This window comes from Rossellomorea marisflavi, from assembly GCF_009806575.1.
In the GTDB taxonomy this organism is placed as follows: Bacteria; Bacillota; Bacilli; order Bacillales; family Bacillaceae_B; genus Rossellomorea; species Rossellomorea marisflavi_A.
Genome location: NZ_CP047095.1, coordinates 1,940,028 through 1,965,780, shown reverse-complemented (window position 1 = coordinate 1,965,780; position 25,753 = coordinate 1,940,028). Strand labels below are relative to the sequence as shown.

The following is a 25,753-nucleotide window of genomic DNA, read 5'->3' as shown; positions in this document are numbered from 1 at the left end:
TCCGAGCAATGCAAGAGGCAGCATCACCCAATTGGATGAAACTGCCAATCATACTAATTCTGTATAAAGAATCGTTGTATATCATTCCATGTGACGACGAGCATCAGGACCATGAGGAGCGCGAACCCTACAAAATGGACCATTCCTTCCATCTTGCGGTCCACCGGTTTCCCCCTCAGGGCTTCAACTGCGAAGAACAGGAGTCTTCCTCCGTCCAGGGCTGGAATCGGCAGGAGGTTCATGATTCCAAGGTTGATGCTGAGTATGGCTGCCCATCTCATCAGGTCATAGATACCTGACTGTGCGACGACATCGGTGGATTGATAGATCCCGACCGGTCCGCTGAGGGCATCGATGGAGAATTCACCCGTCACGAGTTTGCCTAAGAGAACGAAGATGAGCTTGCCCATTTCATAGGTTTGCTCCGCACTGGAAGAAACGACCTTCAACGGTGATTTTTCCATCGGGTTGTGCACGCCGATCTTACCGATTTCTTCTTCCCCTTCTACCTTTTGAGGCTCAGGCGTAACAGAGATATCCTGTGTCGCCCCTCCTCTTTCGACGGTGAAGACGAGTTCATCGCCGGGGTGCTTCTGGATCACACCGACAATATCTTCCCACGTGGAGATTTCACTGTCGTCGATGCTCAGGACCACATCGCCTTTTTGAAGGCCAGATCCTTTCGCTGCACCATCATCCGTCAGATCACCAAGCACGGGATCATTGGTCGGTACCCCTTGCAGGAACCCCACCAGAATGAAAATGAAGAAAGCCAGAATGAAGTTGAACAGTGGACCTGCGAAGATGGCCATAGCCCTCTTCGGCAGTGATTTCGACCCGAATTGACGATCCCATGGTGCTATCAGTGACTCTGTACCGTCTTCGACGATGACAGCGTTCCGTGCAATCGGGAATGTCCTTAATTCTTCTTCATCATCTTCATACCCCTTGATGATCAGCTCTCTTTCAAGATCCGCCGTTTCCACTTCAATGACGCGGATGTTCGGATAGCGGTCCTTATTGTTCAATACGATCTTGGAAGCTTTTTCATCCTGATCAAACAGAAGACCGATCCGGTGTCCTGCCTTCAGTTCGACCATTTCTGGATCTTCTCCAGCCATTCGGACGAATCCCCCCAATGGAAGCAGGCGGATCGTATAGACGGTTTCATTTTTTTTGAATGAGAACACCTTTGGACCAAACCCGATGGCAAACTCCCGGCAAAGAATCCCTGCACGCTTGGCAAAAATCAGATGCCCCAACTCATGGAAAAAAACCAATGCCCCGAAGATCACGATAAAGGCTATGACTGTTTGCATGTAAATAACCACCTTTGCAACCTGTTAAACTACACAGATTTAAATGTAAATGAAGGGTTGTACATTATCATCATACGTATCATCGCGGGAAAACATACCCTTTACACCCAGGAATCGACCAGCTTCCTCGTGTTCCGGTCGATCTCATGGATCGTTCCGAGGTCCGGCCTTTGGATCGTGACGTGGCCATTCAATGCCCGCTCGACGAAGTCATCGATTTGCAGGAATGAAATCGCCCCTTTTAGGAAGAGCGCGACCGCTGCTTCGTTTGCTGCATTCAGCACAGTCGGCATGCTGCCTCCTTCTCTGCCGGCTGCATAGGCAAATCCAAGGCATTTGAACCGATCCGTATCCATCTCTTCGAAGTGAAGCTTCCCGATTTCCACAAGGTTCAATCTCTTCCCATTTGGGTGAGGCATCCTGTCTGGATACGTGAGGGCATATTGGATCGGTACCCTCATATCCGGTGTGCCCAGTTGGGCCATGACCGATGAATCGTGGAACTGAACCATGGAATGAATGATGCTTTCACGGTGCAGCACGACGTCGATCTGATCATACGGCAAATCAAACAACCAGTGGGCTTCGATGACTTCAAGACCTTTGTTCATCATGGTTGCCGAATCAATGGTGATCTTCGCCCCATAGACCAGTTCGGATGATTCAGCGCATCGTCTACCGTCACGCCGACAAGCTCATCCCTTGATTTATCACGGAAGCTCCCTCCGGAAGCGGTAATGATCAGTTTTTCGATATTTTTTGTATGTTCCCCTTGAAGCGCCTGAAAGATCGCAGAGTGTTCGCTGTCGACAGGAAGAAGATGTACGCCCTTCTTCACAGCCGCTTCCATGACCAGGTGCCCTGCTGTTACGAGGGTTTCCTTATTGGCGATGGCAATCGTCTTACCGGCTTCAATGGCCTTCAAAGTCGGATGTAGGCCTACGCTACCGAGTACCGCATTGACCAGGACATCAGCATCCTGGAAGCACGCCGTCTCGATCAGCCCATCTTCTCCATGGAGGATGGTGATATCGCCGTATTCTGCACGGAGTTTCTCTGCATCCTCTTTCAGTTGGACAGAGACAAGCGACGGTTTGAACTCACGGATGATGTCCCTTGTCTTGTCCATGTTCCGGCCAGCTGATACGGCCGAAAGACGGAACTCTTCAGGGTGCTGCCGGATGACATCGAGTGTCTGGATCCCGATGGAACCGGTGGCCCCCATTAAACTAATACTCTTCAATGACTCCACTCCTTACAGATATGTTGCTCTCTTTATCTTTATAATAGAAAATGCAGCAGTGGGAGGACGAATAACAGGCTGTCGAAACGATCGAGCATGCCCCCGTGTCCCGGAAGGAGATTACCGGAATCCTTGACGCCGTAATGCCTTTTAAGGGCAGATTCCACCAGATCTCCCATTTGACCGAATATGGAGAGTATCGCCGTGCTGATGATCAGCTTCGGCATCGAGATGCCAAGGTCGGTGAAAAATGTGATGATGACCCCGACGATGACAGCCGACACGATCCCGCCGATGAATCCTTCCACCGTTTTATTCGGAGAAATATGCGGCCATAGCTTTTTCTTCCCCATGGCCCTTCCGATAAAGTAGGCTCCGGAATCCGTAGCCCAGATGATGAACAGGGCATAGAAGATAAGCTGAGCGCCATTTGACAGCATGCGGATCTCGATGAAATAGAAATATCCAATTCCTACATATAATAGACTTAATAAGTGAAAACCGACGTCGTCATAGGTGAAGCGATTCTTCGTGATCACCGTATAGACAAGCAGTAATAATACGGCAATGAACGCAAACTCCATTTTGGAGTATCCGAAGTCCGCAATGACATCGATGGTTTCATTCGGGATCAAAAAGATCCATAGGAGGGCAAGGGATAATAAACCTGGTATCGTCATGATCCCGTGGCCCCTCATTTTAAGTGCTTCATAGAGACTGATGGATGCAATGGCATACATCAGGATGATGAATGGTATCTTACCAACCAAGATGATCGGCAAGAAGATCGCCGCTGCGACGACCGCTGTAATAATTCGCTGTTTCATTAGGACTCCTCGCTTTGTAACCCGCCGAATCTCCTTGAGCGGCCCTGATAGGCCTCAATGGCTTCCACAAGCTCTTCCTTGCCGAAGTCTGGCCACAATACATCCGTGAACCAGAATTCAGTATAAGCGAGCTGCCAAAGCATAAAATTACTCAAACGTATTTCTCCGCTTGTCCGTATGAGCAGATCGGGATCCTTGAGGTTCTTTGTCATTAAATAAGTGGAAAACACCTCTTCTGTCAGTTGTTCTTCATCCAGTATTCCACTTCTTACATCATTTAAGACATGCTTCACCCCATCGAGGATTTCAGATCTGCTTCCATAATTCAAAGCGAAGTTCAAGATAAGGCCGTCATTCTCTTTAGTCTCTTCAATTGCTTTCTGTACAGCCCGCTTCGTGTGTTCAGGGATTGCGTCAGTCGCACCCATCATCTTCACCTGTACATTTTCCTCGATTAACTCCGGAAGGAATGTTCCAAGAAATTCTTCGGGAAGTTTCATCAGGAATTCCACTTCCATTTTCGGACGCTTCCAGTTTTCTGTCGAGAAAGCATATAAAGTCAAAGTGCCCACGCCGAGCTCATTCGCCAGCCTGGTCACCCTCCTTACACATTTCATTCCTTCATGATGGCCGGCAACTCTGGGCATGGCCCGTTTCTTGGCCCATCTCCCGTTACCATCCATGATGATGGCGATATGTTCCGGGATCGGGTGATTCTTCAACTCCCTATACCGTTCATCATAGTCTTCTGAACCTTGCTGCCGCTTCCATTGCTTAAGCTTGTTTAGCATAAAAATCCTCCACCAACAATCCTAAAAATATTTACCTCTACTATCATAACAAAAATCACAAAAGATATCTCCATGAAATTCGATTATACCATTCCCTGCCAATCCTGTTCAGATATTTTTCAAGGGAAAAGATCCAAGGGAAGCCGGTGGGTGATCGATCATTATGTAGTGTAAAAAAAGCCGACCAAGCGGGTTTCGCTTTGAGGTCGGCGGTACTCTTGCATTATACTTCTAGCATTTCCTGCTCTTTATCTTTTGCAATTCCATCAATCTTCACAATGCTCTCATCCGTTGCCTTCTGTACATCTTCAGAGTAGCTGCGAAGATCATCTTCCGTGATCTCGCCCGCTTTTTCCTGTTTCTTCAGTTCTTCGTTTGCATCACGGCGAATGTTACGGATGGCCACTTTCGCATCTTCCGCTTCTTTTTTCACGCGTTTGACCAGTTCTTTACGACGTTCTTCGGTCAAAGCTGGAATGATGATGCGGAGGATATTCCCGTCGCTATTCGGGGTGATGCCGAGATCGGATTTGAGGATCGCTTTCTCGATATCGCCCAATGCTGTTTTATCATAAGGTTGGATGACAAGCATACGGGCCTCAGGAATCGAGATACCTGCCAGTTGGTTCACCGGTGTAGGCGCACCATAATAATCAACGGTGATCTTATCAAGAAGGGATGCGTTCGCGCGTCCCGCCCGGATTGTCGCCAGTTCACGTGAATACGTTTGGATTGCTTTAGTCATTCTTTCTTTTGCGTTTGAAATGATTGCTTCTGCCATTATTCTTTCCCCCTTACGATTGTACCGATATTTTCGCCTGTTACGGCTTTTTTGATGTTTCCATCTTCCATAATAGAGAATACAATAAGCGGTATATCATTGTCCATACATAGGGATGAAGCAGTTGAATCCATGACTGCCAAACCTTCCTTCAACACATCAAGATATGAAAGCTTGTCATATTTCACGGCATTGGCATCCTTCATCGGATCGGCGGAATAGACGCCGTCCACATTGTTCTTCGCCATCAGGATGACTTCTGCTTCGATTTCTGCAGCACGTAGAGCCGCTGTAGTATCTGTTGAGAAGTAAGGGTTACCGGTACCGGCTGCAAAGATGACTACCCTCTTCTTCTCCAGGTGGCGGATCGCCCTTCTTCTGATGTATGGTTCGGCTACTTGACGCATATCGATGGAAGTCTGAACCCTCGTTTCGACACCGACCTGCTCCAGGCTGTCCTGAAGGGCCAATGAGTTCATAACCGTTGCGAGCATCCCCATATAGTCGGCAGATGCCCGGTCCATACCCATCTCACTGCCGATTTTGCCTCTCCAGATGTTTCCGCCGCCAACGACGACTGCGACTTCCACACCGAGTTCGGCAATTTCCTTTACATCTTCCGCCACGTTTTTGATCACGGACGGGTTGATGCCGAAGCCGTCTTCACCGGCTAGGGCTTCTCCACTTAATTTAAGCACGACACGTTTATATTTTGGAACGCTCATGGGAACCTCCGTATGTAAATAAGATTTTTCTTGAAAAATAGGGAACACACGATGTGTTCCCTACAGCGAATCGGTTAATTATTTCTTCACTTGGCTCATAACTTCTTCAGCGAAGTTTTCTTGACGTTTCTCAAGGCCTTCCCCTACTTCATAGCGGATGAAGTCTGTAAGGGTCGCTTTGTGAGATTCAAGGAATTGACGTACTTTTTGATCTGGATTCTTAACGAAAGGCTGGTCAAGGATACAGATATCTTCGAAGTACTTGCTTAGGCGACCTTCCACCATTTTTTCAACGATGTTTTCAGGTTTGCCTTCGTTAAGTGCTTGTTGTTTAAGAACTTCACGCTCATGCGCCACTTCTTCAGCAGACACTTGATCACGTGAAACGTATTTAGGGTTAAGAGCCGCAGCATGCATAGCAACGTCTTTTGCTACAGCAGCATCAGTCGTACCTTCCACTACAGCAAGAACAGCGATGCGTCCACCCATGTGGAGGTACTCACCGAACGCTGCATTGTCATCTTTGGTGCGGATTTCGAAGCGACGAAGAGTGATTTTCTCTCCGATTTTCGCGATTGCCGCATTGATGAACTCACTAACAACTGAACCGTTTTCCATTTTTTGATCCATTGCTTCTTCAACGGAAGCAGGCTTGGTAGCCAATAGGTGAGCAGACAGTTCTTTAACAAGGTTTTGGAAGTTTTCGTTTTTCGCAACGAAATCTGTTTCAGCATTCACTTCGAGGATGATTGCCGTGTTTCCTTCGCTTGCGATGAACGTTGTACCTTCAGCTGCGATACGGTCAGCTTTTTTAGCTGCTTTCGCGATTCCTTTTTCACGTAGGAAGTCGATTGCTTTTTCCATATCTCCGCCAGTTTCTGTTAGCGCTTTTTTACAGTCCATCATTCCAGCGCCGGTTTTTTCACGAAGTTCTTTAACCATTTGTGCAGTAATTGCCATAGTGGGTTTCCTCCTTAAATTATCTATCGCAGGTTTCCCTGCAGTGAACTACCATAAAAGATAGTCTGATTCCTCTTTAAAAAAAGGTGATAAGGGTAAGCCCTCTTATCACCTTTTCATCATTACTCAGCTGCTACAGCTGCTTCTTCACCTTGTTTCGCTTCAAGGATGGCATCTGCCATTTTTCCTGTAAGAAGCTTAACCGCACGGATCGCGTCATCATTCGCAGGGATGACAACATCGATTTCATCCGGATCACAGTTTGTATCAACGATACCTACGATAGGGATGTTAAGCTTGCGTGCTTCCGCAACAGCGATACGCTCTTTACGAGGATCGATGATGAATAGTGCATCAGGCAGCGTGTTCATATCTTTGATTCCGCCTAGGAATTTCACAAGACGTTCGTGTTCTTTTTTCAGTTGTACTACTTCTTTCTTAGGTAGTACTTCGAACGTACCGTCTTCTTCCATCTTTTCGATTTGCTTAAGACGTGAAATACGTTTTTGGATTGTTTCGAAGTTAGTAAGTGTTCCACCCAACCAACGTTGGTTGATGTAGTACATACCAGCGCGCTCTGCTTCATCTTTAACAGATTCTTGCGCTTGTTTTTTTGTTCCTACGAAAAGAACTTTACCGCCGTTACCAGCTAGTTCTTTCACGAAGTTGTACGCTTCTTCAACCTTTTTAACGGTTTTTTGAAGGTCGATGATGTAGATGCCGTTACGCTCTGTGAAGATGTATCTCTTCATCTTAGGGTTCCAACGGCGAGTTTGGTGTCCGAAGTGTACACCAGCTTCAAGCAATTGTTTCATTGAAATGACTGACATGTGTGGTTCCTCCTAATGGTTTTTGTTTTTATCCTCCGTCTCCATCATCTTGGAGCAGAAACTATTAAAAATAGCACCATCTGCCTCAATCAGGAAACGTGTGTAATCACACCATGAATACTATAGCATACCTCTTTTATCCAATCAAGGGCTTGATGCGATTTTAGGAGAAAATTATTCGGTATCCCTGTTGAACTTCAGGAAAAGCTCCACTTCCGTCTTTCCTACGCCAGAGGCCCGTGCGATTTCATCTATTGAAACACCCGCGCGGTACATCCTCACTATATCGGGTTCCGCTGCATCGGATTGATCCGTCGGGTCAATTGACGGGGCCGACTGATAAGCGTCCATTGCCTTTTTTCGAACCATGGATGGGGGCTCTGTCACACTCTCCACATCAGCCGGCACATCATTTGCCAAGGAACGCAGAAAGGTATCATTCTCCTCCTTCAATTCCGCCATATAGGCAGACATGAGTTCCTCCATTTCTGTCACCCTTCTCTTTTGCTGGCTGTCGAGGGCGAGGAGGCGGTTCTGCCTGACATATAGGAGGATGATGGCAAAGAGGGCCACGAGATTCAATAAGATTGATAGTACAATTAAAAACATCATAAATGGATCTCCCTGTTATCATTCTTCATTTTCCACTTCCATAATGGCACTACAAGGAAAAACTGCCCCGGTCTCCTCCGGAACAGTCTTTCCATCATCCACTGTAATCGATCGCTTTTCCTTTGAACGGATGATGCCCTTCCCGTTTCCCATCATCCGAAAGGGGATCTTTCCCGCTGCGTGCCAAGATAGCCTTTCCTTTCGTACGATTGACCGTATGGCGGTGCTTATATGTCTCCTTTTGCATCCCGAGGGATGCGCCATGATTGATTGACTGACCGAGCTGCTGCGCTTGTTCCGTCACTTTCCCTGCTTCGAATGTCCTCGGGAGCGCCACCTGAAGTTCGATCGCCTTGAGAGTCATCCTATCATCCCCCTGCTTCAGGTTTCAGGAAATTCCTCAACTTGAAAATGGCCTTTGAATGGATCTGCGAGATTCTCGATGTGGATAAATTCATAACATGACCGATTTCCGTCAAGGTCAATTCTTCCTTGTAAAACAAGCTTAGCACGAGCTGCTCTTTCTCTGATAGTTTTAGAATCATTTTTTCAAGCTCTTCCATGTTTTCTTGTTTGACGGTCGCTTCCTCCGGTGAAAAGACCCGTTCATCCTTAAGAGAGAAGGAGGAAGATTCACTTTCATCCGCCGAGAGCTGTTCATCCATGGATAGGACATTTGCAAAGAAATGCTCATTGGCTGCCTGATAGACTTCATCTGTCGTCATTTCAAGGGACGCGGCGACTTCTTCCGGTGTCACATGGCGTAAAAGGGATTGCTCGAGTTCCACTGTCCTGGCTTCGATCTTCTTGGCCTTATCCCTTGTGGACCGAGGGAGCCAGTCTTCTTTCCTGAGGCCATCGAGGATGGCTCCCCTGACCCTGAAAGAGGCATATGTATCGAACTTGAGATCTCTCGTGGGATCGAATTTTTGCAGTGCATCCAATAGCCCCATAAGACCAAGGCTTTTGATATCTTCTCTTGAAACGTTTTTCGGGAGGCCGACTGAAATTCGTTGAACATGATATGAAACAAGGGGCATATATTTCTTGACGAGCATATCCCCTGCCTCTGTATCTCGGTTGTGGATCCATCTATCCCAGTATGGTTGTTCTTCGTTCCGATCCGGTTGTCGGGACATATTACCCCTCCTTTCCAAGGACCCGTCCTGGTCCTCACATTTCCTTTGTTCCTTCATACACCGTCCTCACTTGCAACATTCCGGTTTCAGGGAAAAATTCAATGGTTCTTCCTTTATTGCCCCCGAGGTCTTCAGCGATGATTCTGATATTCAGTCTGTCCAGCTGTTCTTTGACTGCTTCCACGTTCCTCGGGCCGATTCGCATGATATCGCTCCCAGATGCCGCCTGGAACATCTGAGCTCCGCCTGCCATTTTGCAGACGAGTCTTGAAGGATCCGCACCATGTCGATTCATGAGGTCTACGAGACCCGGTATGGCCAGATCTGCATATTTGCCGGGATTGACTGTCGTTTCTTTTGTGAAGGATGAGTCCGGAAGCATGACGTGGGCCATACCCGCCAAATGGATCCGTCCATCATAAAGGACAAGACCGACACAGGACCCGAGCCCGGTCGTTCGGATCGAACCTGTCCCCCTGACGAGTTTCATTTCGGCAATCCCTACTTTGACGACCGAATCCGTCCCCATCACGCGTCGACTCCCAACGAGTTGAAAACGATGGAGAAGGATTCAGGATCAAGAATAAGGTAGAAGTTCCCTTTGATGCCCTTTGTCCCTTCTTCATTAAGGGCTGTATCGATGACGAGGGCATGATCACCGACCCTCGATATCTCGAGAAGACCGTACCCGACCATGGCACCTGCCATGTCGACCGAAACGGCCGGCACAGAAGGATGGATCGATAATCCCGTGAAGTCGGATAGGGAAGACAGATATGCGCCCGCTACAATGTTGCCGAGCTCCTGGATGGCAGAAAGGGCGATATCTTCATAAGGCGGTTTCTGGAATGTATAGGAGGGGTCCTTCAACATGATTTGAACATAGCGGGTGGCCTGTTCAAGAGGAAGAAGGAAGAACATATTGCCCGTTACCTCTCCCTGGATCCTTAAAAAGATTCCGACAACAATCGTTTCAGCCCCGCCCGCAAGCTCCGTCATTTCATCAAAAGACACCATGTCGACTGCAGGAACCTTCATATCGATCTTCTTATCAAGCAGGGAAGATAGGGAGGTTGCTGCATGGCCCGCCCCGATATTCCCTATCTCCTTCAGTACGTCCAGATGCCCTGTTGTAATGTTGTTGTATTCCACGTCAAAGTGCCTGTAGGACCTTATCCAGGTGAAGGAGGATCAAGAGCCTCTTATCCAATTTGACAACCCCCGCCACATAATCCGCTTCCTGAACACCGGCCACGTCAGGTGAGTCTTCGATATCTTCTGTGCGGACATCGAGGACGTCGTTTGCAGCATCGACGATGAGCCCCACTTCCTTGTCCTCGAGAATGACCATGATGACGCGTGTATGTTCCGTGTCCTGAACGGATGAAAGGCCGAAGCGCACCCGTAGGTCGACGATGGGTGTCACTACACCCCTGAGATTGATGACGCCCTTTACATATTCCGGTGTTTTCGGTACCCGGGTGATGTGCTCCAACTTTTCAATGGAGCGGACATTTTCCACTTCCAAAGCATATTCCTTATCATGAAGCTGAAACACGATCAGTTTGGTTTGTTCTGTCATGACCTCGGTCATAGAGCAGACCTCCTTAATGGATTAATGCGTTGCAATCGATGATCAAAGCCACTTGCCCATCTCCGAGAATGGTGGCACCGGAAATCGCGAAGATATCGTTGAGATAATGTCCAAGGGATTTCAGGACGACCTCCTGCTGCCCGATGAATGAATCGACGACCAGTGCCGCCGTCTTCTCGCCTTTTCGCACGAGTACGATCGAATATTGATCGGCTTCATCCCCTTCAGAAGGGACTTCGAATACTTCTTCCAGGAAAAGTAGCGGAACGACCTTGCCCCTGAAATCGATCACCTTTTGATTGTGCGCGTGGAGGACATCTTCCTTTTTGATGATGGCCGTTTCGATTATGGACGACAGAGGAATGGCATATTTTTCGGACTTCACATCGACGAGCATGACGGCGATGATGGACAGTGTAAGGGGCAACTGGATCGAAAATCTTGATCCCTCTCCGACAGTCGAATCAATCGTGATGGAACCTCCAAGCGATTCGATCGTAGATCTCACAACATCCAATCCTACTCCACGCCCGGAAATATCCGATAGCTTTTCCGCTGTTGAGAATCCTGACGAAAGGATCAGCTCATAGATTTGTCGGTCAGAAAGCGTCAGAGCCTGATCCGAGGAGACAATGCCTTTATCAATGGCTTTTTGAAGGACTTTTTCTTTATTGATTCCTGCCCCGTCGTCTTCCAGTTCGATGAACACATGGTTGCCGCTATGATAGGCTTTCAGTTTGACTGTTCCAAAAGGCTCTTTTCCGTGCTTCGTTCTGACTTCCGGGGTCTCGATGCCGTGATCAATGGCATTCCGGATCAAGTGGACGAGCGGGTCACCGATTTCATCGATGACGGTGCGGTCCAGCTCCGTCTCAGCCCCTTCGATTTTCAGTTCGATCTGCTTGTCTAGATCCTTGGCGAGCTGACGTACCATACGGGGGAATCGGTTGAATACCGTCTCCACCGGTACCATCCTCATGTTCAGGATGATGGATTGCAAGTCGCCTGAGATCCTGGTCATCCGTTCAACCGTTTCATTCAGTTCCGGATTATCGAATTGTTTGGAAATCTCCTCAAGTCTTCCCCGGTCGATGACCAGTTCCTCGAATAGATTCATCAGAATATCGAGCCTGTCGATGTTGACCCTGATGGTCTTTGAGGAAGGGGCAGCCTTCTTCACGTTTTCTGCATTCTCTTCCTTCAACCGGGGAGTTGACTCCTCCACAATCTCGTGCTGAATTTTCTCAGGAGAAGGCTCCGTGAAGGTGTCTTCTGAACTGCGGAAGGTTCCCGTCTCAATAGGAGAAATGCTCACCCGGTCAATCTCGGAAACGCTCTCTACTTTACCGGCCATGCTTTCAGCCGATTCCATTGTAAGGATCGAAACCGTGAAATCCCGATCAAACCGTTCTTCTTCCAGCTGATCTACTGGAGGATCCGACTTGATTACTTCCCCGTCTTTCTCAAGGAGTTCGAATACCATATATACACGCGCGGCCTTCAGGAGGCAGTCTTCCCTAAGGGAAACCGAGATTTCAAAGCATTTGAAGCCTTGTTCGATCGCTTCCTCGATCACGGTCTGTTCGTACGCTTCATATGTAAGTCGTGAGGGAAGGGCCGTTGCCGTTGCAGCCACTTCCTGTTCCGCTGCTGTCCCTGGGGCATCTCCACTCTCGATCTGTTGCAATAAACGGACTACATCTGACACATCCCGCTTGCCGTCGCCGCCATCGGCAATGGAGAATACCATTGCTTCCAGATCGTCCACGGCCTGAAACACGACATCCAAAATCCCGGGTGTCACGGCCAGCACACCGTTCCTGATTCCGTCCAGGACGTTTTCCATCTTATGAGTGAGATTCGCTAGATCGTCGTACCCCATCGTTGCAGCCATTCCCTTAAGTGTATGAGCTGCGCGGAAGATCTCATTGACAATCGAAAGATCATTCGGATGCTTCTCCAGTGCCAGCAGCTGTTCATTGCACGCCTGAAGGTTTTCTTTGCTTTCTTCTATAAATATTTCCAGGTATTGACTCATCTCCATCAGCTTTACACTCCCTTACCTCAAATAATTCAGGATGGACTGAGAAATCTCTCCCAGTTCCACCGATCGATCCACATATCCTCCGGCCACGGCGGCCTTAGGCATTCCATACACGATGCAGGTTTCTTCCGCTTCGGCGATGACCCTCACCCTGCCCTTTCCTTTCAAGGAGGCAAGTCCCTTCGTTCCATCAGAGCCCATGCCCGTCATAATGACCGCGATGGTGTTCTGATGGCCAAGGTCGGCGATGGATGCAAATAATACATCAACGGAAGGGCGGTGCCCATTTACGGGCTCTCCCCTATCAAGCTGGGCGAATAGACCGTCCCCTTTCGACACGATTTTCAAATGTTCACCGCCCGGTGCGATATACGCCGTCCCCTTCTGCAACTTCTCTCCTTGCTCCGCTTCCTTAATGGTAATGTCACTCAGGCCATCGAGCCTTGCAGCAAGAGATTTCGTAAACCCGGGGGCATATGCTGCACAATGACGATGGGAGCGGGGATGGAACGCGGGAGTTCCGCGAGCACCTTTTGGAGAGCCCGCGGCCCCCCGTCGAGGTTCCGATGGCAATCAGGGCGTCCCCATCAGCCAGCCCATTCATCTTCGGCACTTCAACCGGCATGAAACGCTTCTGATCGAAAACCATTTTCCCCATGTTCACCTTGCTCGCTTCAATGACCTTTCTAACTATATCGGATTGGACTTTGTACAAATCAAGGGAAATCGTCCCTGAAGGCTTGGCAAGGAAGTCGACAGCTCCGATGCTCATGGCTTTCACCGTTTCATCAGCGCCTTCTTTGGTTGTCGAGGAGAGCATCACGACGGGGACAGGGTGCTCATCCATGATGACCTTGAGTGCTTCAAGACCGTTCATGACGGGCATTTCGATATCCAATGTCACGACATCCGGTCTCAGCCGTTTGATTTTCTTGACGGCATCCTCCCCGTTGCGCGCGGTACCGATGACTTCAATCAAAGCCTCGGACCTGAGGTAGTCGCTGATCAGCTTCCTCATGAACGCAGAATCATCCACCACCAGCACCTTAATCAACTGCATCAACCCCTTTGAAAAACGTTCGGAAGCCTTCTATAAAGGATGATTTCTTCACCTTTACCCCCGTCGGAATCAGGACATCCAGCACGTCCTTGAGACTTCTTGATACTGCTGAAGCAGGATATCCGATGACCAGGGGCACCTGATTCACCACAGCTTTTCGCACAGTCGGATCTTCAGGGAGGAAGCCGAGGTCCGTTACCTCTTTTAAAAGGAATTTTCCTACCGTGTGTTTAAGCCTGATGAGCGTTTCCCTTCCCTCTCGTTTCGTCGAAGCCCGATTGCATAATATCGAAATCTCCCTTGAGCGGTCTCTCAGGAAAATATACTTCATCATGGAATATACGTCGGTCATGGCCGTGGGTTCAGGTGTGGTCACGGCAATGATCTCATCGACTGACAGCAGGAACTCGATGGACGCACTCGTAGCCCCGGCGCCCATATCGAATAAAATATAATCATAGTGCCTCATGAGCTCTTTGAGCCCTTCAAAAAAGCGGTCCATCCGTTCGCCGTGCCATTCCACCAAGTCCTTCAATCCGTTGCCCCCGGATATATAGGAGATACCGTGCACGTCTTTGCATACCACGTCGTGAATCGTCTTATTCCCATCCTCGATATAATCCATCACGGAGTATTTCCTGTGGCTTCCCAGGAGAAGATGCACATTCCCCATTCCGATATCCATATCGAACAGCAGGACCCGTTTCCCCCTTTTCCCCAGAAGGATGGCCAGGTTCGTCGTGATATTCGACTTCCCGACTCCACCTTTACCGCTCACGACAGCATACGTCCTTGCACTTTCATTCATCCTTTGTCTGAGTTTATGTGCCTGATCATTCATGGTCGGATCCCTTTCATCATCAGCCGGGCAATGTCCCCGGCCCCGAGTGGTTCGATGTCTTCCGGCACATCCTGACCTGTTGTCACGTACGCGGCACCGATTCCCGTCTCAAGGATGAGGTTGAAAATCGATCCCATGCTTGAAGTTTCATCAAGTTTGGTGAATATGAAGCGGTCGATCTTCATAGACGAGAACGCAGTAGCGATCTCTTTCATATCTTCTTCCTTACTGGTAAGGGAGAGAACGAGGTAGGACTCCATATCGGTACTGAAGTCAATCAGGTTATTGAGTTCCGTCACGTAATGTTCTTCCCGGTAGTTACGGCCCGCCGTGTCGATAAAAATATGATCGCAGTCCCTAAATTTCTCCATTGCCGCCCTGTAATCTTCCGCCTTATAGATTACTTCAACCGGTACGTTCAGAAGGGATGCATAGGTTTTTAACTGTTCGATCGCAGCGATCCGGTATGTATCCGTCGTCAGGAAGGCCACTTTTTTTCTTTTCTCGATCACGGCTTCAGCCGCCAGTTTCGCAAGGGTCGTGGTCTTTCCTACCCCGGTCGGTCCCATGAGATTGATATACTTATGAGAAAAGGTCATCCCACCCATAGCAACACTCTCCAAGCGCTCGGTAAGGTAGGCTACTGTGCTTTCGATGTAGGTTTCTTCCGGAAGCCGCTGAAGCCGGTTTCCAAGTTCCAACAGGTATTCTTCCTTCACCCCCTGTTTTTTAAAAGAATCCAGGATATCCGATACGGGAGAAGGGAAATGATCCGTCATCGACGTAGATAATGCGGCGATCATGCCTTTCAGTTCACCGAGCTGCTGATTGATTGCAGGCTGGGGGGCGGGATCTTGGACCCTTTCCACTTTCACGGGAGCCTCCTCCTCCGAGTGATCCGGATCGAGAGCAGCGATGACCTCCACGCCCCTTTTTTTGAAGAAGCCGAGTATGCCTCCCGTTTGGATCTGTTTCGAATGGAGAATCACTGCATCTGAACCAAGATCCTTCCGAACCTTCGCCATGGCGTCGTTCATTGAGTCGGCTCTGTATTTTTTGACCATCATGAAATATTCACCACCCCTAGACTTTGTACTTCAACGTTTGCTTCGAGCTCATTATAAGAAAGGATCGGAACCTGCGGGAAGTAGCGCTCGGTCATCTGCCTGACGTACATGCGGACAGCAGGAGAGCAGAGGATGACCGGTGATTCTTCCATGAGGGAAACCTGTTCGACCTGTGACGCCACGCTTTCAAGAATCTCCTGTGAGTCACCGGGATCAAGGGACAGGAAGTTTCCATGCTCTGTCTGTTGTATACTATCGGCAATTTTCTTCTCCACCTTGCCTGATACGGTCACAACCTTAAGCATGGCTTCATCTCCTGCGTACTGGCTGGTGATCTGTCTTGCTAGGGCTTGTCTTACGTACTCTGCCAACAGGTCGGTATCGGAGCTCATTTTTCCATAGTCGGCGAGGGTTTCGAAAATCACCGGAAGATTCCTGATTGAAACATGCTCTTTCAATAATTTCGCCAGTACTTTTTGTATTTCACCTATGGAAAGTGGATTCGGCGTCACTTCCTCCACCAGGATCGGATACGATTCCTTCAGATGATCGATCAACTGCTTCGTTTCCTGCCTTCCAAGTAGGTCATGCGCGTGGGTTTTAATGATTTCCGTCAAATGAGTGGATACGACAGAAGGCGGGTCGACCACTGTATAACCGAAGATTTCGGCCTGTTCCTTCATTTCTTCTGAGATCCATTTTGCCGGGAGTCCGAATGATGGTTCGATCGTATCGATTCCTTCCACCGATCCATCGTCGATCCCCGGACTCATGGCGAGATAGTGATCAAGGAGCAGCTCACCCTTCGCCATTTCGTTGCCTTTGATTTTCAGACGGTACTCATTCGGCTGCAGTTGAATATTATCCCTGATCCTCACAACCGGAATCACGAGACCCATTTCGATGGCAAGCTGCCTTCTGATCATGACGATCCGGTCAAGAAGGTCCCCTCCCTGATTGGAATCTGCAAGGGGAATGAGCCCGTACCCGAATTCGAATTCGATTGGATCTACATTCAACAGGTTCACGACACTTTCAGGACTTTTCATTTCCTCATGTTCCAATTCTTCTTCCATCTCCATCACATCTGCTTCATCCTGCTTCGGCGTCCTGGATACCATGTAGCCGCCAAGGGCAAGGGCAGCTGCGATCGGCACGGTAACGAGGAATGAAATCGGTGTGAACACACCAAGTAAAAAGATCGTCGATGCCGCCACATAGAGCATGACGGGATAAGCGAGGAGCTGATTCATGATATCCTGCCCTAGGTTCCCTTCAGAGGCAGCACGGGTGACGACGATCCCTGTTGCCGTTGAAATCAATAGGGCCGGGATCTGACTTACGATCCCATCACCGACGGTCAAAAGTGAAAATTTTGTAGCAGCCTCTGCGATGGGAAGGCCCATCTGGGTCATCCCGATGATGATCCCCATGATCAGATTGATCATGACGATGACGATCCCGGCGATGGCATCCCCTTTAACGAACTTCGATGCCCCGTCCATCGCACCGTAGAAGTCGGCTTCTCTTCCGACTTTTTCACGGCGTGTGCGGGCATCCTGTTCCGAGATCATCCCAGCATTCAGGTCGGCATCGATGCTCATCTGTTTCCCGGGCATCGCATCAAGGGTAAACCGGGCGGCCACTTCTGATACACGCTCTGACCCCTTCGTGATGACGATGAATTGGATCACGATCAAGATGACGAATACTACGAGCCCGACGAGGACGTTTCCTCCGACTACGAATGTTCCAAATGTTTCCACAACGCCCCCTGCTTCCCCTTTACTAAGGATCGACCTCGTTGTGGAAACATTTAGACCAAGTCTGAATAGCGTCAGCAGCAACAGGAGCGACGGAAATATCGAGAATTGCAATGGTTCATTCATATTCATGGAGATAAGGAGCACAAGGAGGGCAAGTGATATATTAATGATGATCAACACACTCAGCAGCCACCCCGGAAACGGGATGATCAGCATGGCGACGATCAAGATGACACTCGCTAAAACGGATAGATCTCTTGCTGGCATATTACTCACTCCCTATGTATGGCATGTGATTTTTTGGTTCTGTATACGTAGGCAAGGATTTCTGCCACAGCTTTGAAAAATTCTTCCGGGACGGCATCCCCTATATCTGCTGCATCATAGAGGGCTCTTGCCAGCGGTCGGTTTTCAATGGTGACAACACCATGCTCACTTGCGATGAATTTGATTTTTTGTGCAAGGAAGTCGACACCCTTTGCCACAACGTACGGCGCATCCATCTTCTTTTCATCATATTTAAGGGCGATGGCAAAATGCGTTGGATTCGTGATGATGACGTCCGCCTGGGGAACCTCCTGCATCATCCTCCTCATGGCCATCTCCCGCTGTCTTTGTTTGATCTTCGATTTGATCAGCGGATCGCCTTCAATGTTTTTATGTTCATCCTTCAGATCCTGCTTCGACATCCTAATATTCTTCTCAAAGTCATATCTCTGATAGAGGAAATCAAAGAGGGAGAGGAACAGAAGTGCAATCGAGGCTGCGATGCCCATCTGGACGGTAAGCTTCCCCATGGTCAGCAAGGAATCACCCACTGATTTAAAGGAGAGGCTCAATACCTTATCAATATTGATCCAAAGGACCACGAATGTGATGGTTCCAACGAATCCGATCTTAAGGATGGATTTCACGAGCTCAACAATCGCCCTCAGGGAAAAGATCCGTTTAAATCCTTTGATCGGATCGATCTTTTCCAATTTTGGCTGGATCGGCTCTACCGTGAACATCACCCCCACCTGGATATAGTTGGCCACCAGTCCGGCAATCAACGCGACGAGCATGATGGGTCCGAGAAGCAAGGCGAGTTCTTTCATTATATCGAGGGTGATTACACGGATGCTCTTCTCGGTAAGGTCCATGAGCATATACTCCTGAAACGTCTGATGGAAAAGATCAAACACCACATCCCCTAGAAATGAGGCGCCAAAGAGCATGAACATGAATACCGACAGGAGAATGATCGCCGTATTCACATCCTGACTCTTGGCGGTCTGACCTTTCTTGCGGGCATCGTCCCGTTTCTTAGGCGTTGCCTTTTCGGTCTTCTCCCCACTGAAAAACTGCAGGTCCAGTTTCAATTGCTTCAATTTAAGTGCCTCCAATGATGTTCATTAAGTCCCTCATGGTAACGAGCATCATCCCGAACAACTTCTGCATCACCGCAAACATGACGCCCATGACAATGAAGAGAATGATGAACGATACCGCAATCTTGATGGGGAATCCGACAACAAAGATATTGAGCTGCGGAACGGTACGCGCTACGATCCCCAGTGCCACATCGACAAGAAAAAGTGTCGCAACGACAGGTATCGACATTTGGAAGGCCACGATGAACATGGAATTGAACGCCTTCAAGACGTAATCCACCATATCCTCGTTCCCGAACGGGATCCACGCCTGATCGATGGGGATGAGCCTGTAGCTGTAGAAGATCCCATCCAACAAAAGATGATGACCGTTCAACGTCAACAACAATAACAGGGCGAATGTATAAAGATACTGCCCCATGAGGGGGCTTTGAGCACCCGTTTGAGGGTCAATTACATTCGCTATGGCAAAGCCCATCTGAAAATCAATCAATCCCCCGGCAATCTGCACGGCGGATAAGATCATGTAGGCGATAAACCCGATCAGAAGGCCGACAAGCGCTTCCTTCATGATCAACAAAATGTACTGACCGTTGATGTCAAACGCCGTGGCTTCCACGGAATAATACATCACCCACGAAATGACGGCAGAAAATGCGAGTCGATGCTGAGCCGGGATGGTTCTGTAGGAAAACAGGGGCATGGTGATGAAAAAGGACGAAACCCTGACAAATATCAATAAATAAACCGATAATAACGGGACAAGCTGCTCCATGCCCTTAGCCTACGAACCTGGTTAAATCTGAAAATATCTGAGATGTGTAGGTCAACATCTTCGTCAGCATCCAAGGGCCGAAAAAGATGATCCCGATGAGCACGGCCACAATCTTCGGGATGAAGGCAAGTGTCTGCTCCTGGATCTGTGTCGTTGCTTGGAAAATACTCACGATCAGCCCCACGACCAGTGCCAATAACAGCAGTGGTCCAGAGACGATCAAAGTCGTATAAATCCCTCTTTCTGCCAAGGAAATTACGGATTCTACACTCAATTACTTCACCTTCTTAAAAACTTTGTAGGAGCGATTTCACTACCAGATACCACCCGTCAACAAGTACGAACAGGAGGATCTTGAACGGAAGGGAGATCATCACCGGTGGAAGCATCATCATACCCATGGACATAAGGATGCTCGCTACCACCATATCGATCACCAGAAATGGTATGAAGATCATGAACCCGATCTGGAAGGCGGTCTTGATTTCACTCAGGGCGAAAGCCGGTACCAAGGATGTAAGAGGAATGTCTTCAATCGACTCAGGTTGTTCAGCACCTGAGTAATTCAAGAACAACTCCAAATCCTTTTGCCGTGTGTGACTGCTCATGAATTCCTTGAACGGCACCGAGGCCCGGTCATATGCCTGCTCCAAGTTGATCTCTTCATTAAATAATGGCGTCAAGGCATCTTCATTCACCTGCTGGAACGTCGGGGCCATGATGAAGAACGTCAAGAAAAGCGAAAGACCGATCAATACCTGATTCGGAGGCATCTGCTGGGTCGCAAGCGACGTCCTGACAAAGGAAAGAACAATAATGATCCTGGTGAAACACGTCATGAGGATCAGAATGCTCGGTGCAAGGGACAGCACCGTAAACAATAAGAGAAGTTTGACGCTTGTGGAGACATTATCTGCTGAACTGGTATTGAAGAACTCCATGAATTCATTCATCTGACTGATCCCTCTTCTTCTTCCATTCCCCAAGCGTCGTCTTGCGTCCCCGCTTCATTTCTTCCAGCTGCTCTTTCAGATGGGATTGAAACGATCCTGTCCCTTTCTGGTTCGTGAATTTTGACACCCAATTGACGGGAGAGACCGGTTTATCTTCATAAAAAGAGAGGATTTTCTCCTTTTGAGAGGGATCCTCTACCTCTTTCAACAACTGGATATTTTCACCGACCCCGACCACGAGGATCTCATCCCCCACTTTTATGAGCTGTACGGAACGATTTCCTCCCAGGGTGGTACCCCCGAGGTTATGGATCAATTTTGATTGCTGATACGATCTGCCCTTTTGATTGATGAACTTCAAAAGGCCATATATCAAAGCGATGACAAACAGCAAGGCACCGACCATTTTTACATAGTCCATAAATGTAACAGACGTATCGCCTGCCAAATTGACGGGTGTTTCATCGGATTGATTGCATTTATCCGGATTCTCGATGCAAAATTTCGTGCTGTCCTCCACCGCATAGGCCGTTTGCCCCCAGATGGCCACCAGGGCCATCATGATGCAAAGGGTTAGTATTAGTTTTCTCACTGCATGCACACCTTCTTAAATCCTTTAGCTTAATGCTTTTTGAATGGCTTCGATTACGCGGTCTGCCTGGAATGGTTTCACGATGAAGTCCTTTGCTCCCGCCTGGATGGCGTCGATGACCATTGCCTGTTGTCCCATGGCTGAACACATGATGATTTTCGCCCCTGGATCGCTTGCCTTGATTTCTTTCAACGCTGCGATGCCATCTTTTTCAGGCATGGTGATATCCATCGTCACCAAATCAGGCTTCAATTCTTTATACTTATCCACTGCCTGGGATCCGTCTGCCGCTTCCCCTACTACATCAAAACCATTTTTCGTTAAAATATCCTTGATCATCATTCGCATGAATGCTGCATCATCTACAATCAGTATTTTATTAGCCATTCTGGTCTACCTCCATCATTCTATTTACTTTAATCGTTTTAGACGATCGCTTTGACTGACGATATCGGTGATCCTCACGCCGAAGTTCTCATCGATGACTACGACCTCGCCCTTTGCCATAAGCTGGCTATTGACGAGGATATCAACCGGTTCCCCTGCGAGCTTATCCAGCTCGATGATGGAACCTGAGGACAGCTCAAGGATTTCCTTGACGGACCGGTTCGTCCTTCCGAGCTCGACCGTCACCTGCAGCGGAATATCCAAGAGCATATTCAGATTCTTGGCCTCATGGGCTCCGAGCTGCGGTGACTCGAAGTCTGCAAATGCTGCAGGCTGCACGTTCACACTCGGTTCCTCCACCCTCGGCGCTTCCACTGTATGGGATGCCGCCACTTCTCTTTCGGCCTGATACGGTTCCTCCATTTGTACAGGGGGAATATGTATGTCCACTTCTTCGGGAGCCATAAGCTCATCCACCAGACTTTTGGCGAATTTCAATGGCAGGAGCTGCATGATGCTCGAATCGATCAGTTCCCCGATCTTCAGGGCAAACGATACCTTGACCAGCAGGTCTTCCTCAGGAAGATTTTCTTTTCCTTCCCCTTTAGGGATAAACATGAGATTGATGGAAGGTGGTGAAATATCCACCTTTTTCCGAAACACCGTCGACATGGACGTGGCAGCAGAACCCATCATCTGGTTCATCGCCTCCTGCACCGCACTCAGTTGGATCTCTCCAAGGTCCTGTGACGGGGAAATGCCATCACCGCCAAGCATCAGATCCGCGATGATGGATGCATCGGACTGTCTGATGACGAGAAGATTGGCGCCAGAGAATCCTTCCGTGTACTGTACTTGAATCGCAACATATGGATGCGGGAATTCTTCCTCAAGCAGGTTACGGTCAACGATCGATACCTGCGGGGTTGTGATTTCCACTTTTTGATTCAACAGAGTGGATAATGCCGTAGCTGAACTTCCAAAGGATATGTTCCCGATTTCCCCCAATGCATCGACTTCTACTGAAGAGATGTGATCATCCGTCCGGATCTCAGGTTTTTCATTCGTTTCATCGGATTCGGCAGAGCCCCTTAGCAACGCATCAATTTCGTCCTGTGATAGCATGTCACTCATCACCGTCTCCCCCTTTCACTGTTTCCAAAATTTGTACAGCCAGTTTCTTCTTGGACCGGCCAGGTTGTGCAATGAATTTCGGCACATTCCCGACGCAGACGGTCAAGGGATCTCCTATACCGGTTCCTAGATCGATGACATCCCCGACCCCCATGGTTAGGAAGTCCTCTATGGTGACCTCTGTTTTCCCAAGCTGGGCGACAACCGGTACCTTCGCTTTCTTGACGCCCTCGCGTAGATGGGTCACTTCTGTCGAACTGCTCTCCTTCCGCTTGCTCTCCATCCAGTAGCTTCCTGACAGCTTCGGCAGGATCGGCTCGAGGACGACATGGGGGATGCAGATATTGATCATCCCGCTCGTTTCTGCAATCGTCGTGTTCAACGAAATGACCACCACGGTTTCATTCGGAGAGACCATCTGGAGGAACTGAGGATTCACTTCGAACTCATCGAAAACCGGATCAACATCCACGACGGTACTCCAGGCTTCCCTCAAACTTTCGAATGCTTTTTCGAAGAGCTGACTCATGATAGTCGTTTCGATTTCCGTGAGATTTTCCACCTTGTTGATCGAGACTCCTTTACCGCCCATGACGCGGTCCATCATGGAGTAGGCGATATTGGGATTGATTTCGATCAAGATACGGCCATCGAGTGGAGGCAGTTCATACACATTCAATATCGTCATTTTAGGTACGGATCGAATGAACTCCTCATAAGGAATCTGATCGGCCGATGCGACATTGATGTGGACGTAGGTCCTTAGCTGAGCTGAGAAGTAAGTGGTCAGGATGCGGGCGAAGTTTTCGTGGATCCTTGTTAAGCTTCTGATCTGGTCCTTCGAAAACCGGAGAGCCCGTTTGAAATCGTAGACCTTTACTTTCCGCTCTTCTTCTTCCTTTTTAAAATCATCTGCACTCATTTCCCCGGTATTGATCGCGGAGAGGAGGGCATCGATTTCACTTTGTGATAAGATTTCATTGGCCAAATTCATTCACCTCCCTACCAATCAAAACAGGTGTCCCTATTGGATCATCATCGATGTGATATAGACTTTTTCGACGGATCCTTCCTGCATAAGGGAGTCGACTCTTTTACGAATGGTTGTTTCGATCAGTTCTTTGCCTTTCTTGCCTTTCAAATCGGTTGCATTCAGCTCAGAAAGCTCCTCGATGATGATATTGTTCACCATGAAGTCCCGCTGCTGTAATTCCTCTTTTGCTTTCTTTCCATCCGTCTGGATCTTGAACGAGATGCGAATGAAATCATTGCTCGACAGATTGGTCGTCATCTCCGGTACATCCACCGAATAAGAGAGCACCTCTTCGATGCTCGGCTCTTTGGCTTCCGCTTTCGGTGACATCTGTTTTACGACCACCCAGCCTACCGCCCCTAAAAGGACGAAAGTGACGACCATGATCATGGTGATGGCGACGGCTTTATTCTTCATCATTCATCCCTCCCTTGAGCCCACTCCCGAGGAGCTGGACACGTCGATAAAATTCTGTTGAGAGGGCTTGCACCTCCATCACCGACTCTTTGACCACATACCTTCTTCCATTGGTGAGAAGGATGGCTGTATCCGGAAAAGATTCGATGGTTTCAATGTATAATGCATTGATTGTGAGCGCTTTGCCGTTCAACCTAGTTAACGTAATCATGTTATCGGGCCAAGGGAAACCTCAGCCCTTCCCTCCTTCTGTCAGATGATTATCGTTTCAGGTTCACGAGTTCCTGAAGGATTTCATCCGAAGTGGTGATGATTCTTGTATTTGCCTGGAATCCACGCTGTGCCGTGATCATTTCGGTGAATTCTTCAGAAAGGTCTACATTGGACATTTCCAATGAACCTGCCTGAAGCAACCCGCGACCATCCCCGGGTACCCCTGTATTCGGAAGCCCGGAGTTATTCGAAGCCTGGAATAGATTGCCCCCTGCTTTCATCAGTCCTCCCGGATTCGAGAATGTCGCAACCGCGAGCTGACTCAGAACCCTTACTTCCCCGTTCGAGAATACGCCGTTCACTTCTCCCGATGACCCGATATTGAAGCTTTCCAGGTACCCTTCTGCATTTCCATCCACCGTGTCGGTGTTGGCAGACGAAGAGCTATCGAACTGGGTGATTTTGGAGAAGTCGAGCTCGATAGCCTGGGTTGGATTCGCTCCGGTCGTATTGGTGAGGGAGATGTTGGAAGATGTCGGATTCGTCAGCTTTCCCTGGTTATCGAATGTGAAAGTCCTTGTAGTACCCGTTGCCACGGTCACACCCGGTGTAGTGCTAGAAATGACCACATCCCATTGATTATTCGTCCCTGTCTTCGTCATTTTGATATTCAAAGATACGTCTTTTCCAAGTGAATCCTTTACCTTGGTTTCCACTTCGACTTCGGTTCCTTGTGCGGCACTTGCTTTTAAATTACCGTTATACGTGGCAAGTGAGGATGCTTGAGGAGCCATCGTTGCATTGGTATCCACCTTGATATCAGTTGCTGCGCTGCGGTTTACGACACCCTGAGCATTGACGGGATACCCTTGTACGAGGTTACCCTGAGCCGTGACCAGGCTACCGTTGGAATCAAGATAGAAATTCCCGGAACGGGTATACATGGTGTTGTTCCCTGTCTTGACTACGAAGAATCCGTCACCGGATACAGCCACATCGAGGTCCCTTGCCGTCGTTTGAAGGCTTCCTTGGGTCTGGATCGAGTCAATGGTTGCAAGTGAACTCCCAAGACCAACCTGCTTCGCATTCTGACCCCCGCGGTCAATTGTGGCACGGCTGGCACCGGAAACGGTCTGGCTCATGAGATCCTGGAAGGTGACCCTGCCTTTTTTGAACCCGAACGTATTGACATTGGCGATGTTATTACCGATTACATCCAGTTTCGTCTGGAAATTTTTCATTCCACTGATACCTGAGTACATAGAACGTAACATGTT

The 25,753-nt window shown here is 48.7% G+C and carries 28 protein-coding genes and 2 pseudogenes; all 30 read right to left on the bottom strand.

Annotated features, from left to right (window positions below):
• Positions 1–53 precede the first annotated feature (53 nt).
• The 30 genes and pseudogenes from rseP to D5E69_RS10160 all read right to left on the bottom strand — a co-directional run bounded on the left by rseP (position 54) and on the right by D5E69_RS10160 (position 25,750).
• Positions 54–1,319 (bottom strand): RIP metalloprotease RseP, encoded by a 1,266-nt coding sequence (gene rseP / locus D5E69_RS10305; RefSeq protein WP_048004021.1) that lies wholly within the window; start codon positions 1,317–1,319, stop codon positions 54–56.
• A 101-nt stretch (positions 1,320–1,420) separates the two neighbouring features.
• Positions 1,421–2,562 (bottom strand): annotated as a pseudogene (dxr, locus tag D5E69_RS10300) (1-deoxy-D-xylulose-5-phosphate reductoisomerase).
• A gap of 38 nt (positions 2,563–2,600) precedes the next feature.
• Entirely contained in the window at positions 2,601–3,389 is a 789-nt protein-coding gene (locus D5E69_RS10295) for a phosphatidate cytidylyltransferase (protein ID WP_048004023.1), read from the bottom strand.
• Positions 3,389–4,180, bottom strand: coding sequence for an undecaprenyl pyrophosphate synthase (gene uppS, locus D5E69_RS10290; protein WP_048013089.1), 792 nt, complete (start codon positions 4,178–4,180; stop codon positions 3,389–3,391). Before uppS ends, D5E69_RS10295 begins: the two co-directional genes overlap by 1 nt.
• A 223-nt stretch (positions 4,181–4,403) precedes the next feature.
• Positions 4,404–4,961: a ribosome recycling factor gene (gene frr / locus D5E69_RS10285; RefSeq protein ID WP_048004025.1), complete on the bottom strand. Its 558-nt coding sequence runs from the start codon at positions 4,959–4,961 to the stop codon at positions 4,404–4,406.
• Complete coding sequence (gene pyrH / locus D5E69_RS10280; protein WP_048004026.1) at positions 4,961–5,686, bottom strand: UMP kinase; 726 nt, start codon at positions 5,684–5,686, stop codon at positions 4,961–4,963. Before pyrH ends, frr begins: the two co-directional genes overlap by 1 nt.
• A 78-nt stretch (positions 5,687–5,764) precedes the next feature.
• Positions 5,765–6,646 (bottom strand): translation elongation factor Ts, encoded by an 882-nt coding sequence (gene tsf / locus D5E69_RS10275; RefSeq protein ID WP_048004027.1) that lies wholly within the window; start codon positions 6,644–6,646, stop codon positions 5,765–5,767.
• Positions 6,647–6,768: 122 nt separating this feature from the next.
• Positions 6,769–7,476: a 30S ribosomal protein S2 gene (gene rpsB, locus D5E69_RS10270; RefSeq protein WP_048004028.1), complete on the bottom strand. Its 708-nt coding sequence runs from the start codon at positions 7,474–7,476 to the stop codon at positions 6,769–6,771.
• A 174-nt stretch (positions 7,477–7,650) separates the two neighbouring features.
• Positions 7,651–8,088, bottom strand: a complete 438-nt coding sequence (locus D5E69_RS10265) for a DUF6115 domain-containing protein (RefSeq protein ID WP_048013088.1) — start codon at positions 8,086–8,088, stop codon at positions 7,651–7,653.
• Between the two features lie 94 nt (positions 8,089–8,182).
• Complete coding sequence (locus tag D5E69_RS10260) at positions 8,183–8,452, bottom strand: hypothetical protein (protein ID WP_048004030.1); 270 nt, start codon at positions 8,450–8,452, stop codon at positions 8,183–8,185.
• A 4-nt stretch (positions 8,453–8,456) separates the two neighbouring features.
• A complete protein-coding gene (locus D5E69_RS10255; protein WP_048004031.1) occupies positions 8,457–9,227 on the bottom strand; it encodes a FliA/WhiG family RNA polymerase sigma factor in 771 nt (256 codons plus the stop codon).
• A gap of 34 nt (positions 9,228–9,261) precedes the next feature.
• Positions 9,262–9,756: a chemotaxis protein CheD gene (locus tag D5E69_RS10250; RefSeq protein WP_048004032.1), complete on the bottom strand. Its 495-nt coding sequence runs from the start codon at positions 9,754–9,756 to the stop codon at positions 9,262–9,264.
• The gene (locus D5E69_RS10245) at positions 9,756–10,379 is read right to left on the bottom strand and encodes a chemotaxis protein CheC (RefSeq protein ID WP_048004033.1); all 624 of its coding nucleotides are present in this window, start codon (positions 10,377–10,379) and stop codon (positions 9,756–9,758) included. The genes D5E69_RS10250 and D5E69_RS10245 overlap by 1 nt, the downstream gene beginning before the upstream one ends.
• 1 nt (position 10,380) lies before the next feature.
• Positions 10,381–10,821, bottom strand: a complete 441-nt coding sequence (locus D5E69_RS10240) for a chemotaxis protein CheW (protein WP_048004034.1) — start codon at positions 10,819–10,821, stop codon at positions 10,381–10,383.
• Positions 10,822–10,834: 13 nt separating this feature from the next.
• Positions 10,835–12,865: a chemotaxis protein CheA gene (locus D5E69_RS10235; RefSeq protein WP_159129619.1), complete on the bottom strand. Its 2,031-nt coding sequence runs from the start codon at positions 12,863–12,865 to the stop codon at positions 10,835–10,837.
• 15 nt (positions 12,866–12,880) lie between these two features.
• A pseudogene (locus tag D5E69_RS10230) lies at positions 12,881–13,925 on the bottom strand (protein-glutamate methylesterase/protein-glutamine glutaminase).
• On the bottom strand, positions 13,912–14,766 hold the full coding sequence (locus D5E69_RS10225; protein ID WP_048013082.1) for a MinD/ParA family protein: 855 nt from the start codon (positions 14,764–14,766) through the stop codon (positions 13,912–13,914). The pseudogene D5E69_RS10230 and the gene D5E69_RS10225 overlap by 14 nt, the downstream one beginning before the upstream one ends.
• Positions 14,763–15,833: a flagellar biosynthesis GTPase FlhF gene (gene flhF / locus D5E69_RS10220; RefSeq protein ID WP_159129618.1), complete on the bottom strand. Its 1,071-nt coding sequence runs from the start codon at positions 15,831–15,833 to the stop codon at positions 14,763–14,765. Before flhF ends, D5E69_RS10225 begins: the two co-directional genes overlap by 4 nt.
• Positions 15,830–17,866 (bottom strand): flagellar biosynthesis protein FlhA, encoded by a 2,037-nt coding sequence (flhA, locus tag D5E69_RS10215; RefSeq protein WP_159129617.1) that lies wholly within the window; start codon positions 17,864–17,866, stop codon positions 15,830–15,832. The genes flhF and flhA overlap by 4 nt, the downstream gene beginning before the upstream one ends.
• Before the next feature lie 5 nt (positions 17,867–17,871).
• Complete coding sequence (gene flhB / locus D5E69_RS10210) at positions 17,872–18,969, bottom strand: flagellar biosynthesis protein FlhB (protein WP_048004040.1); 1,098 nt, start codon at positions 18,967–18,969, stop codon at positions 17,872–17,874.
• 1 nt (position 18,970) lies between these two features.
• Positions 18,971–19,747 (bottom strand): flagellar biosynthetic protein FliR, encoded by a 777-nt coding sequence (gene fliR / locus D5E69_RS10205; protein ID WP_048004041.1) that lies wholly within the window; start codon positions 19,745–19,747, stop codon positions 18,971–18,973.
• Positions 19,748–19,751: 4 nt separating this feature from the next.
• Complete coding sequence (gene fliQ, locus D5E69_RS10200) at positions 19,752–20,021, bottom strand: flagellar biosynthesis protein FliQ (RefSeq protein ID WP_048004042.1); 270 nt, start codon at positions 20,019–20,021, stop codon at positions 19,752–19,754.
• 13 nt (positions 20,022–20,034) lie between these two features.
• Positions 20,035–20,700: a flagellar type III secretion system pore protein FliP gene (gene fliP, locus D5E69_RS10195; protein ID WP_048013079.1), complete on the bottom strand. Its 666-nt coding sequence runs from the start codon at positions 20,698–20,700 to the stop codon at positions 20,035–20,037.
• Entirely contained in the window at positions 20,693–21,292 is a 600-nt protein-coding gene (locus D5E69_RS10190) for a flagellar biosynthetic protein FliO (protein WP_159129616.1), read from the bottom strand. Before D5E69_RS10190 ends, fliP begins: the two co-directional genes overlap by 8 nt.
• 24 nt (positions 21,293–21,316) lie before the next feature.
• A complete protein-coding gene (locus D5E69_RS10185; protein ID WP_048004044.1) occupies positions 21,317–21,679 on the bottom strand; it encodes a response regulator in 363 nt (120 codons plus the stop codon).
• A gap of 24 nt (positions 21,680–21,703) precedes the next feature.
• Positions 21,704–22,813, bottom strand: coding sequence for a flagellar motor switch phosphatase FliY (fliY, locus tag D5E69_RS10180; RefSeq protein WP_159129615.1), 1,110 nt, complete (start codon positions 22,811–22,813; stop codon positions 21,704–21,706).
• The gene (gene fliM, locus D5E69_RS10175) at positions 22,806–23,801 is read right to left on the bottom strand and encodes a flagellar motor switch protein FliM (protein WP_048004046.1); all 996 of its coding nucleotides are present in this window, start codon (positions 23,799–23,801) and stop codon (positions 22,806–22,808) included. The genes fliY and fliM overlap by 8 nt, the downstream gene beginning before the upstream one ends.
• 36 nt (positions 23,802–23,837) lie before the next feature.
• Complete coding sequence (fliL, locus tag D5E69_RS10170; RefSeq protein WP_048004047.1) at positions 23,838–24,266, bottom strand: flagellar basal body-associated protein FliL; 429 nt, start codon at positions 24,264–24,266, stop codon at positions 23,838–23,840.
• A complete protein-coding gene (locus tag D5E69_RS10165; RefSeq protein ID WP_048004048.1) occupies positions 24,253–24,474 on the bottom strand; it encodes a flagellar FlbD family protein in 222 nt (73 codons plus the stop codon). Before D5E69_RS10165 ends, fliL begins: the two co-directional genes overlap by 14 nt.
• Before the next feature lie 49 nt (positions 24,475–24,523).
• The gene (locus tag D5E69_RS10160) at positions 24,524–25,750 is read right to left on the bottom strand and encodes a flagellar hook protein FlgE (RefSeq protein WP_148795017.1); all 1,227 of its coding nucleotides are present in this window, start codon (positions 25,748–25,750) and stop codon (positions 24,524–24,526) included.
• Positions 25,751–25,753: the final 3 nt, after the last annotated feature.